The 11,014-nt window shown below is 36.4% G+C and carries 12 protein-coding genes; all 12 read left to right on the top strand.

Annotated elements, in window-relative coordinates; all coding sequences use genetic code 11:
- Nucleotides 1–145 precede the first annotated feature (145 nt).
- The 12 genes from ABMA78_RS15275 to ABMA78_RS15220 are packed head-to-tail and all read left to right on the top strand — an operon-like array spanning nucleotide 146 to nucleotide 10,998.
- Nucleotides 146–562: an NADH-quinone oxidoreductase subunit A gene (locus ABMA78_RS15275; RefSeq protein WP_103218560.1), complete on the top strand. Its 417-nt coding sequence runs from the start codon at nucleotides 146–148 to the stop codon at nucleotides 560–562.
- A complete protein-coding gene (gene nuoH, locus ABMA78_RS15270; RefSeq protein WP_392861304.1) occupies nucleotides 562–1,770 on the top strand; it encodes an NADH-quinone oxidoreductase subunit NuoH in 1,209 nt (402 codons plus the stop codon). Before ABMA78_RS15275 ends, nuoH begins: the two co-directional genes overlap by 1 nt.
- An 18-nt stretch (nucleotides 1,771–1,788) precedes the next feature.
- The gene (locus ABMA78_RS15265; RefSeq protein ID WP_392861303.1) at nucleotides 1,789–2,322 is read left to right on the top strand and encodes an NADH-quinone oxidoreductase subunit J; all 534 of its coding nucleotides are present in this window, start codon (nucleotides 1,789–1,791) and stop codon (nucleotides 2,320–2,322) included.
- Nucleotides 2,319–2,624, top strand: coding sequence for an NADH-quinone oxidoreductase subunit NuoK (nuoK, locus tag ABMA78_RS15260; RefSeq protein ID WP_103218558.1), 306 nt, complete (start codon nucleotides 2,319–2,321; stop codon nucleotides 2,622–2,624). The genes ABMA78_RS15265 and nuoK overlap by 4 nt, the downstream gene beginning before the upstream one ends.
- A gap of 21 nt (nucleotides 2,625–2,645) precedes the next feature.
- A complete protein-coding gene (locus ABMA78_RS15255) occupies nucleotides 2,646–4,829 on the top strand; it encodes an NADH-quinone oxidoreductase subunit L (RefSeq protein ID WP_392861302.1) in 2,184 nt (727 codons plus the stop codon).
- 18 nt (nucleotides 4,830–4,847) lie between these two features.
- On the top strand, nucleotides 4,848–6,380 hold the full coding sequence (locus tag ABMA78_RS15250) for a NuoM family protein (RefSeq protein WP_392861301.1): 1,533 nt from the start codon (nucleotides 4,848–4,850) through the stop codon (nucleotides 6,378–6,380).
- Between the two features lie 18 nt (nucleotides 6,381–6,398).
- Entirely contained in the window at nucleotides 6,399–7,874 is a 1,476-nt protein-coding gene (locus ABMA78_RS15245) for an NADH-quinone oxidoreductase subunit N (RefSeq protein ID WP_021267433.1), read from the top strand.
- Between the two features lies 1 nt (nucleotide 7,875).
- The gene (locus ABMA78_RS15240) at nucleotides 7,876–8,175 is read left to right on the top strand and encodes a hypothetical protein (RefSeq protein ID WP_392861299.1); all 300 of its coding nucleotides are present in this window, start codon (nucleotides 7,876–7,878) and stop codon (nucleotides 8,173–8,175) included.
- Nucleotides 8,176–8,201: 26 nt separating this feature from the next.
- On the top strand, nucleotides 8,202–9,026 hold the full coding sequence (locus ABMA78_RS15235) for a hypothetical protein (protein WP_392861298.1): 825 nt from the start codon (nucleotides 8,202–8,204) through the stop codon (nucleotides 9,024–9,026).
- On the top strand, nucleotides 9,016–9,462 hold the full coding sequence (locus ABMA78_RS15230; RefSeq protein WP_392861296.1) for a hypothetical protein: 447 nt from the start codon (nucleotides 9,016–9,018) through the stop codon (nucleotides 9,460–9,462). Before ABMA78_RS15235 ends, ABMA78_RS15230 begins: the two co-directional genes overlap by 11 nt.
- Nucleotides 9,455–9,715, top strand: a complete 261-nt coding sequence (locus ABMA78_RS15225) for a hypothetical protein (RefSeq protein WP_392861294.1) — start codon at nucleotides 9,455–9,457, stop codon at nucleotides 9,713–9,715. Before ABMA78_RS15230 ends, ABMA78_RS15225 begins: the two co-directional genes overlap by 8 nt.
- Nucleotides 9,712–10,998 carry a hypothetical protein gene (locus tag ABMA78_RS15220; RefSeq protein ID WP_392861293.1) on the top strand — a complete coding sequence of 429 codons (1,287 nt, stop codon included), beginning with the start codon at nucleotides 9,712–9,714 and terminating at the stop codon, nucleotides 10,996–10,998. Before ABMA78_RS15225 ends, ABMA78_RS15220 begins: the two co-directional genes overlap by 4 nt.
- Nucleotides 10,999–11,014: the final 16 nt, after the last annotated feature.

The following is an 11,014-nucleotide window of genomic DNA, read 5'->3' as shown; positions in this document are numbered from 1 at the left end:
AGTGAGAACAAAGAATTTATGCATTGGCCCATGCGTTACTAAATAGAAGATATTACTCAAAAAAAGAGGGGCCAATTTATTTCCAAAGTGCTAGTAATCGTGTAATATTTGGGAACTTACTTTACTTATACATGGAGATAAATCGATGTCGCAAAACTTTGACGTCTATATGCCGGTGTTAATTTTAGCCGCTGTAGCAGTAGTCGCTTTCTTTGGAACATTACTTGTCGGTCGTCTTGTAAGGCCAAATAATCCAACAGAATTGAAACTTACGCCATACGAATGTGGTGAGGAACCAACTGGTACTGCTTGGTCTAACTTTAACGTTCGTTTCTATGTTATCGCTCTAGTATTCTTAATCTTTGATGTTGAAGGTGCTTTAATGTTCCCTGTTGCAACAGTTTATAAAAACTTTGTCGACATCGGGCAGGGTGGTGCAGTTCTTGGATCACTACTTCTATTCATTGTTATTTTAAGTTTAGGTTTAGTTTATTGCTGGAAGAAAGGTGACCTTGATTGGGTTAAGTCATTCCAAGCAAATATTAATGGAAAGGATAAATAATGAATTCAACGATTGTATCGTATTTATCACAAGCACCAGGCTATTCAATGGCCGTGGATGCACTATCAAAACTTTTAGGAACTGATGCAACTGGAATCGTAACTTTTTTACTATTCTTAGTTTTCTCATTAATCATCGTTGGTGCACTTGCAACAATTGGTGGTCTTGGTACTTACGCTGAAAGAAAGATTTCTGCCGACCTTCAAATGAGACAAGGTCCTAACCGTGTTGGTCCTTTTGGTATTCTTCAGTTTTTAGCTGATGGTGTGAAGATGATTCTTAAAGAGGACGTTGTTCCACGTGATGCGGACAAGTTCTTATTTAACATTGCACCACTTCTAGCTTTAGTTGGTGTATTCATGTCACTTGCTGTTGTACCATTCTCAAGCGGATTTACTCTTACACACCTTAATGTTGGTGTTTTCTACTTACTAGGTGTTTCTTCACTGGTTGGTGTTGGTATCTTCCTTGGTGGTTACGCATCTAACTCAAAGTGGTCAATGCTTGGTGGTATGAGGGGTGCTTCTCAAATCATCTCTTACGAAGTTCCAGTAACTCTTTCAATTCTAGCAATTGTCATCATGACTGGTTCACTATCATTTAAAACAATTACAGAAGCTCAAGGTGGTTTACCTCACCAATGGTTTGTTCTTCATAACCCATTTACTTTCATTGGGTTCTTCGTACTTTTTATCGGTGCACTTGCAGAAACAAACAGAGCTCCTTTTGACTTACCTGAAGCGGAATCAGAACTAGTTTCTGGTTACCACACTGAATTTACAGGTATGAAGTTTGCATTCTTTGCACTTGCAGAATACATCGAAGTTTTCGTTGTTTGTGGTGTTTGTGCTGCTTTATTCCTAGGTGGTTATCAAGTTCCTTTTGGCCTTGGTTCAGGTGAATTCGTAAATAAATTAATTCCTTCAGCTCACCCAATGATCGGTAAGCAAATTGGAAACTTTTTACAACTTGGATCTTTCGTAACTAAGACACTTGCTCTTTATTACGTTGTAATTTGGATCAGATGGACACTACCAAGAATGAGAGTTGACTCTCTAATGGTACTTTGTTGGAAATATCTAACTCCAATTGCACTATTTAATATGATTGGTTGTGCTGTATGGCTTTACCTATTTAATGGTAAGTCTATGTGGGCAATTCTTGGAAAAGTAATCGCATCTGCATCTGCTGGTGCGGGCGGACACTAATATTTAAGGATATTTGAAATGTTTATTAACACAATGTTTTTAATTTCAGCAGCGGCTACAGTTATAGGAGCATTCCTTGTCGCCGTTTCAAAAAATTTAATGCATGCATGTATCTACCTTCTACTTACTCTTTTTGGAGTAGCTGGTCTTTATGCAACTCTAGGCGCTGACTTCTTAGCTGCTACTCAGTTAGTTGTATATGCTGGTGGTGTTGTTATTCTCATGCTATTTGCCATCATGTTAACTGGTGGGGTTGAACAAGCTTACAATAAGCTAGGGATCAAGAAAGTAGCAGCAATGGGGACGACTAAAACGTACACTATTGCAGCAATCATGATGCTTGTAATCAGTTTTGTATTAATGAAAATCCTAGCACCTGTTTTAAAGATTCAAAAACATGTGCAACTGGAAGATATGCAATCAACAGTTGAAGAGATCGGAACTAAGCTAATTACGGATCACGTACTAGCTTTCGAAATTTCTTCAATCCTGCTTCTTGGAGCTCTTGTTGGTGCAGCAGTAATTTCTAGACCAAGGAGATTAAAAAAATGATGACTTTATCTTCTTACTTACTAATTTCTTTCTTCTTATTCCTTGCAGGTATTGCAGTAATGGTAGCGAGAAAGAATATTATCGCGATCCTTCTTGGTGTTGAGTTAATTTTAAATGCGGCTGCTCTTAACTTTGCAGCTTACACAAGATACGCAAACCAGAATATTGACGGAAATATTATGTCACTATTCATTATTATTGTTGCTGCTGCTGAAGCGGCCGTTGGTTTAGCAATCGTGATTCGTTTCTTCCAAGTTAAAGATTCGATTCATATTGATGATGCAACTGAACTAAAAAGTTAATTAGAGATATAAGGGAAAAAAATGGATTATACGATTTCAAGTATTGCTCCAATTGTTCTACTACCGTTCTTTGCTTTCGTGATTAATGCATTTATTGCATCACGCTTTACGAGAACTGCTGTAGCGATCAGTTGTGCAGCAATCGCAGGTTCGACAATTTATGCGTGGAGAATTTTTAGCGACTTCGTTTTCGGAACGTACTCTGCTGATTATCATATCCACAAAGTATTCACTTGGTTTGACCTAACTGGTGGTGGGCAAGAGTTCGTAGTAAACATGGGTATCTATATTGATAACATGACTGCTGTTCTTCTTATGATGGTTACGGCCGTTGCTACACTTATCCACGTTTTCTCAACTTGGTATATGAAAGATGACATGAACTACGGTAGAAACGGACGTTTCTTCACTTATATGTCACTCTTCACTTCTGCAATGCTTGGTCTTGCACTTTCAGATAACCTATTTTCAGTATTTATCTTTTGGGAGCTTATGGGATTCTGTTCATACTCTCTAATCGGTCACTACTACGAGAAAGAAGTTGCTGGTGCTGCTAACGTTAAGGCCTTCATGACAACAAGAGTAGGGGATGTTTTCTTCCTACTAGGTATTGTTGCTCTTTGGACTGTTGTTGGTTCAGTAAGTTTTGTAGACCTATATAAAGCGATCGATGCTGGTGGATTAGCTGGTCAGGCGGTACTTGGTATCCCTCTAGCAACATTTGCTGGTTTCTGTATCTTTATGGGAACAATTGGTAAGTCAGCGCAATTCCCTTTAAACGTTTGGCTACCAGATGCGATGAACGGTCCAACTCCATGTTCAGCGCTAATCCACGCTGCGACAATGGTTGCTGCTGGTGTTTATCTATCACTAAGAATTTACCCGCTACTTGATGCTGGTGGACTTTTAACTTTTGTTGCTTATATCGGTGGTATTACTGCTTTCGGTGCTGCAACAATTGCTCTTGTTCAAACAGACTTCAAAGCGGTACTAGCTTTCTCAACAATCTCTCAACTAGGATATATGGTTCTAGGTATTGGTGTTGGGTCATATAATGCTGCATTCATGCACCTGATTACACACGCTGTTTTCAAGGCATGTCTATTCCTAGCTGCTGGTTCTGTTATTCACTCTCTACACGATCACCACACGCATGCTCACGTACAAGAGATGCCACGAATGGGTGGTCTAAGACATAAAATGAAATTTACTTGGTTTGCAATGTGGTGTTGTACTCTTGCAATCGCAGGTATTCCATTCTTCTCTGGTTTCGTATCGAAAGATAGAATCCTAGGGGATGCTTTAATTGAAGCACTTCACTCACCAGTAATGGTTGCTCCGGCAGTTCTTGGTTTCATGGGTGCTCTACTAACAGCTTTCTATATGTGTCGTATGATGTTCCTAGCTTTCCACGGTAAGCCAAGAGACAAAGAAGTATACGATCACTGTCATGAAGAAAAGCTTACTTGGAACAGAAACGTACCTCTACTTATCCTAGCTGTATTTACTCTAGGTGTTTGGTTCTCTGGTTCATTAACAGGACAAGGTTTTGTTAAAGTTGCAGATAAAGCAAACGGTAAGTATGAGTGGTTCCAAACTTTAATTCAAAAGCCTAAGAAAGGTCAGTTCGAAAACTATAAGCGTGAGCAACTTGGATCAATTGATGTACGTGAAAAAGGTACATTTACAACTTCTAAGTATGATTCAACTTACGGACTATCTGAAGAAGAAGCACACCACATCCACCAGGTTCACTATATTGGTGCTGGTATGTCGATTGTGATTGCTTTCTCTGGTGTATTCATCGCGATGATGATGTACCTATGGGGTAAATGGAATCCAGGTTTCTGGGTTAACTCATTTAACCGTTATTACAGAACACTACAAAACAAATATTTTATGGATGATCTTTATATTGGTGGCTTCATCAAGAAGGGACTTCTTCCGTTTAACAACCTATTAGCTAAGTTTGACATGGGGGTCTATGACAGATACGCAGTTGACGGTTGGGCAACGGTTACACGTTTTGTAATGAGAGTTTCAGCGTGGTTCGATAACTTATTTGTCGACACAATGATGGTAGATGGTACTGGGGCAAGTGTACGTTTATTCAACGTTATCTTAAGAACGATCCAAAACGGAAAGATCCAGTTCTACATCGCAATGATTATTTTAGTACTATTTGGTTATATTTTAGCTTTATAAGAGAATTAAGGAGTTACAGTGAACGCACATTCTAATCTATTAAGTTGGATTCTGTGGATGCCTATGATCGGTGTTCTTGGGGTACTTTTATTACCTAAGACGAAAGAGACGGCAATTAGAGTATGGTCTTTGATTAATACTGTGATCACACTTGTTTTATCAGGTTGTCTATACATGAAATTCGACAATACTGTGCCAGGTATGCAAGAGATGTTTACAATTAAACATTCTTGGATTTCGCAGTTTAACATTTTTTATCACCTAGGAATTGATGGTATTTCATTACCAATGGTTCTTTTAACTTCGCTTCTTTTTGCGATCTGTATCCTTTCTTCATGGACAGTTAAAAAGCAAGTTAAAGGTTACTTTGCATTACTACTAATGCTTCAATCAACTGTTTACGGTGTATTCTTATCAATGGATTTCTTCCTGTTTTATGTTTACTGGGAAGTAATGCTAATCCCAATGTTCTTCCTAATCGGAATTTGGGGTGGTGAGAATAGAGAGTACGCAGCTGTTAAATTCTTCTTATATACATTCTTTGGTTCAATCCTAATGCTTGTTGGTATGGTTGCTCTATACTTCGTAACAGGACAAGGTGTTGATTCATTCAATATTCTAGCGCTTTCAGGCGGTAAATTTGTAAACGAAACTGTAAATATCTTTGGTATGGCACTTCCATTTGCAAAAGTATTCTTTGTAGCACTTTTCATTGGTTTCGCGATCAAAGTTCCAGTTTTCCCATTCCACACGTGGCTACCACACGCACACGTTCAGGCACCAACAGCGATCTCAGTTATCCTTGCCGGTGTACTACTTAAGATGGGTACTTATGGTTTCCTAAGAATTGCATTCCCAATCTTCCCATCAGCTTCTGTTTACTTTGCAGACGCAATTGCATGGCTAGGTTTAATTAACGTTATTTACGGTGCATTCTGTGCCATGGCACAAACAGATGTTAAGAAACTTGTTGCATACTCTTCAGTTTCTCACATGGGATTCGTAATGCTAGGTCTTGCTGCTATGACAGTTCAAGGTATGAACGGTGCTGTTCTTCAGATGTTCAACCACGGTACTTCAACAGCTATGATGTTCCTTCTTATCGGTATTCTTTATGAAAGATCACACCACAGATGGATCGTTAGACCAGATGGAACAAAAGGTTTTGGTGGTCTTTATACACAACTTCCAAAGTTCTCAATTGTTTTCATCATCGCGATGTTCGCATCAATGGGTCTTCCAGGACTTTCAGGTTTCATCTCTGAAGCTCTAATTTTCCTAGGGATCTACAATAGATTTACAACAATCACTGTTCTTGCAGTTGTTGGTCTTCTTCTTGGTGCTGCTTACCTACTATGGATGTTCAAGAGAATGTTCTTTGGTGAGGTTATTGAAGAAAACAAATCTTATACAGATATGAATGCTAGAGAAATCTTCTACATGGTTCCACTATGTATTGCAGTAATCCTATTTGGTATTTGGCCATCTCCATTACTAGATATGATGAAGGCTTCTGTAGGTAAACTAGTTTCATTATTAGCGACTTTTTAATAGTCAATAGGTGAAGTGATGGCTTTAAATTATTTAGCGAGTATCTCACATTATATTCCGGAGCTTTTAGTGTGCTTCACGATGGGGGCCTTAATCCTCATCGAAGCTACTTACGGAAATGATGAAAAAGGTAGCTCAAAAAACATGTTTTACTGGGGTTCAATGCTTGGACTACTATGTGCGCTTATCTATCAAGTTAAAGGTCTTGGTATTGAGCCGACACATATCTTTACTAAGTCTTTAGTTATTGATCACTTCTCAGGTTTTGCAAAGATCGTAATGATCCTAAGTACAGCTGGTGTTATTTACCTTTCTAAGATCTCTAAGGATCTTTACGAAGGAACAAAAGCTGAATACACAATTTTAGCAATGGGTGTTTTAGTTGGTGGGATGCTTCTAGCTTCTGCAAACAATATGCTTCTATTCTATTTAGGGATCGAAACACTTTCACTACTATCATATGCAATGGCCGCGCTTAAGAAGAACGATGAACGTTCAACTGAAGCTGGTCTTAAGTATGTTCTATACGGTGGTGTAACTGCTGGTATGATGTTATTTGGTATGAGTCACATCTTTGGTGTTCTAGGGACAATTAACTTCTCTGAACTTATGCCAATGCTATCAACTCTATCAACTGAGCAAACAGCAATTCTTATTCCTTCATTCCTACTTTTCTTTGTAGGTATTGGTTATAAGATTTCTTGTGTGCCTTTCCACATGTGGTCTCCAGATGTTTACGAAGGTTCACCTCTGCCAGTTACAGCATTCTTCTCATTAGTTCCTAAGTTTGCAGGGATCGTAGCATTTGCTCGTCTAACTCAGGTATTCTTTGGTGGAGATGTTGGTGTTCTTAAGGACTCTTGGCTAGTTCTTCTAAGTATCGTAGCAGCTCTTACAATGACAGTTGGTAACGTTTCAGCTATCGGTCAGCGCTCAATTAAGAGAATGCTTGCTTTCTCTTCAATTTCACACGCTGGTGTAATGATGCTTGGTGCGATTGTACTTGGTAAATCAGGATGGACAGCAATTCTTTTCTATTCTGTAACTTACTTATTTATGACTCTTGTAGCATTCTATGTTGCTTCATTCATTCAAGATCACTACGGTAATGATCATATCGATCGTTTCTCAGGTCTTATTAAGAAGCATCCAGTTATGGCAATTGCTATGGCGATTACAATGTTCTCTTTAGCTGGTCTTCCTCCATTATCGGGATTCGTAGCTAAGTTCAACATTCTTGCTGCAATTATTGATAAGAAATTCTATGTACTAGCGGTTATTACTGCTCTTAACTCTGTAATCTCTCTTTATTACTACATGAAAGTTGTTCGTGTAATGATTCTTAAAGATGCAGAGTCTGATGAGCAAATCGGTGGTTTCGGATTTATCAACCAACTAGTAATTGGTGCTTATACGCTTCCAGTTGTACTTCTTGGTATTTTCTGGCAAAAGCTTATCGCTCTTGCTAACGGAGCCTTGCTCCTAATTAAGTAGTATGGAATTAGTACTACTAACATCTTTAATTTTCTTTATTATTCTTGGGGTAGTCTTAGGCTACCCCTTGTTTTTCAAACCTAAAATGGCCCAGGCTCCTTTCAAGAAACTTAATCGTGAGTCTCATCTGGCCAAATCAAACTTAACTTCATTTAAGACGACATTTAAGCTTCTTATTGTATTTCAGGTTATTGCCATGATTACTGTTGTCATTCTTGGTGCCCAAACACTAGATTTTTACAAAGAAGCGTATTCAATATTGATTGGTCTTGCTACAATTTTAATACTACTTATTTTGTAATTATCTAAAATTAAAGAGGATAGTTCTTGGAACTAATTATTGCTTTGCCGCTTTGGCTAATCGTTATTCAATTAATGGGTTCTCTTCTTAACTCAAAAGAAATCTTACCAACTTTGAGCCTGAAGAAATATTTAGCAGCTTCTCACAGTGTTGAAAGTATTGATGCTTTAAGTTTTAACTCTTTTATCGTGATCTTGTTTTTGGCCATTTTTGGACAGACATTATCTGCGTTTTTCTTACTCACAAATGAGATTAGATATATCTTACCATTCTATGCTCTAATGGTTGCGGTCACTGTATTCGTTGGTATTTTTAGATTTAGACTATCTCTTATTCGTTCTGAGATTATTGAAAAGACTCAAATTGTTATATGCCAGCTTATTGTCCTGAGTACTCTTTTAATTATTTACTCATTGATTCAGTCTAATAGCTTCCTAATAAAATTATTTTTCGCTTTTCCGATCTTAGCTCTTTTTTATACGACTGAGATTGAAGTTATAAAGGCTGGTTCTATTTACTCTGATAAGAAATATATTAGTATACAGTGCTCATATGTAAGGCTTTTATACCAAAGTTTTATTGCTCTCTTCTTTATTAATTTAACTTTTACTAATACTGATTGGTCACTGCTGTTTAAAAGTAAGTTTGAATCGGTAGCTTTATACTATTTTGTCATAACGCTTTTTGTTTTAATTTATCAAACCATTTTAATTATCTTGAGTAACACTTACTTAAAGTTTCAACCACTCAAAGACTATTCGACTATACTTAGTAGCGCTCGCAGTAGGGCCGTCTTTAGTTTAGTCGTTATTATGATTTTATGTATTACAAAGGTATTCAATGTATTTTAATATCTTAATCATTATATTCTTCTTGTTGGCAGCATTTTCTAAGAAGAGATATACGATGATTCTATATCCAGTATCACTAACGATGCTTCTCTTAAATTTTCTAGGTGTATCATCAACTGTGCTACTGTACTTCTTATTTATTTTCTTATCTCTGCTTATTCTAATTCTAAGTGTTGTTGAATATTGTTTTCCAACTTCTGAAGTTAGGTTTAAGCGTTTTGAGTATCTGCCTTACTTCCTATTTACGACAATCGTACTGGGTGTATTCTCAGTTAATATCTATCACCTTAAGAGTAGCGGTGGATTAATTGGTTCAATTAACAACTTTAATGTTGATACACATGTTGATTGGACAATATTATTAAAATTTAGTGTACTGCTAGTATTTATAGCATTTTTATCAATTGTGAATTTAGATGGAGATAAGAATGCATAATATCGATCCATTTACACTATTATCAACTCTATTTGTTATTAATATTGGTGTTTATCTCTTCACTAAGAGATTTACAAAAAAACTTTTCTCTCTTTTTACAATCATAGCAATTTTTCTTCTGTTAATTGATCTAAGGGTACAAGAGTCTATTAGTTTAGGTGATGGAGTCATGATTTTCATTTATTCAGCTCCTATCTTTCTTATTATCAATGCTATCTTCAAAGAGTTTAAAGTAAGGCAGGGTTTAAAATGATTTATATTAATATCTCATTATTCATCCTAGCATTAATTGGCCTTCATTTTAGTAGTCGATTAAATAATTATGCTAAGGCCTTTATTAGCATTTTTCCTATACTTTTAAATTTTACTTATTACTTTGCTGGTGTTGAATTTGATTTCTTTAATACCATTATACCTTTTGTTTTTTCTTACTTAGTAATTGATCAGTCTAAGCGTAAGGTTTTTGAAGTTTTACCATTTGGTATCTTACTTCTACCAATTGATATTAATTTAAAGATTATAGGTTTTAGTACATGTAGCTTGTTTAATTTCTCAAGGGTGGACTTTAAGTTTCGATCTTTAGCAATCTTAAAAATAGCTATAATTTGTTTTCTTACACTTGTTGATAAGTCCGCTTCATTCAAGTACCTATTTTCGGCATATTTATTTTTAAGCTTTTTACATTCAAATGATGATAACTTTGCTATTACGGACGGCGTGATAATGTCATTTTTGTTATTATCAAATATCCAGCATATTTCACCGACTCTTAATATATTCCTTATCTCTTTATCGATTCTACTTTTCTTAGCTGTCATTAGTAAGGCCAGTATCTTTAAGGCCGTATTCTTACTAACTTCAATTATTGCAGTCTTATTGAATTTAGAGTCGCTATTGATGTCGATTCTAGTTTTCTTTTATGTAGGGAAGTCCTTGATCGCTACAAAGAATATTTTAGCGCAAGAGATACAAGTACTAAAAAAGTACTTTTCATATGAATTATTTGATCAGGTTTGGTTATTGGGCCTATTTACTTTGGCCTTTACAATTGAAAATACGGGGATTCTCGTCTTAACCTTCTTTGTTGCGACGATAGTATTTCTACTAAATACTGAATCTACACTAAAGAATCGCCAAGAGCTTCAGTGGTTCGAATTTCTCTATTGTTTAATCACAATTAGCTTAATTTCTTTTGGGCTAATTTATTTCCAAGGCTTTATTGGTGATATCAACAGAGGCCCTATTTACTATGCAGTAGGTTCTTATTTTACTTTAAATCTTTTAGTTTTTGGGCTTGCTATCAAGTTAACCGAACTTACAACAATGATTGGGACTAAAGTTAACTTAGGAAATATGAAACGATTTGCATTTCTTGATGAAATTTTTGCATCTAAAGATACAGCAAGTTCTCAGATAAGTATGAGTCGATCACATATTGGCGTATTTGCTCTATCTTATCGAAGTGTACGAGCATTAAGTATGATTCTTATGGCATCGTATTTTCTCGTACTAATTATCCAGGTGGTAATGAAATGAGTTATAATAAAGAGCA

It is taken from the genome of Halobacteriovorax sp. RZ-2 (assembly GCF_043196685.1).
GTDB lineage: Bacteria > Bdellovibrionota > Bacteriovoracia > Bacteriovoracales > Bacteriovoracaceae > Halobacteriovorax_A.
Note: the sequence above shows the minus strand (reverse complement) of the source record. Positions and strands in the feature narration are given on the sequence as shown.

Bases quoted from the DNA above. Each gene is read 5' to 3' on its own strand.
- ABMA78_RS15240 (WP_392861299.1), top strand. From the start codon at position 7,876: ATGGAATTAGTACTACTAACATCTTTAATTTTCTTTATTATTCTTGGG.
- ABMA78_RS15275 (WP_103218560.1), top strand. From the start codon at position 146: ATGTCGCAAAACTTTGACGTCTATATGCCGGTGTTAATTTTAGCCGCT.
- ABMA78_RS15230 (WP_392861296.1), top strand. From the start codon at position 9,016: ATGTATTTTAATATCTTAATCATTATATTCTTCTTGTTGGCAGCATTT.
- ABMA78_RS15245 (WP_021267433.1), top strand. From the start codon at position 6,399: ATGGCTTTAAATTATTTAGCGAGTATCTCACATTATATTCCGGAGCTT.
- nuoK (WP_103218558.1), top strand. From the start codon at position 2,319: ATGATGACTTTATCTTCTTACTTACTAATTTCTTTCTTCTTATTCCTT.
- ABMA78_RS15255 (WP_392861302.1), top strand. From the start codon at position 2,646: ATGGATTATACGATTTCAAGTATTGCTCCAATTGTTCTACTACCGTTC.
- ABMA78_RS15220 (WP_392861293.1), top strand. From the start codon at position 9,712: ATGATTTATATTAATATCTCATTATTCATCCTAGCATTAATTGGCCTT.
- ABMA78_RS15225 (WP_392861294.1), top strand. From the start codon at position 9,455: ATGCATAATATCGATCCATTTACACTATTATCAACTCTATTTGTTATT.
- nuoH (WP_392861304.1), top strand. From the start codon at position 562: ATGAATTCAACGATTGTATCGTATTTATCACAAGCACCAGGCTATTCA.
- ABMA78_RS15265 (WP_392861303.1), top strand. From the start codon at position 1,789: ATGTTTATTAACACAATGTTTTTAATTTCAGCAGCGGCTACAGTTATA.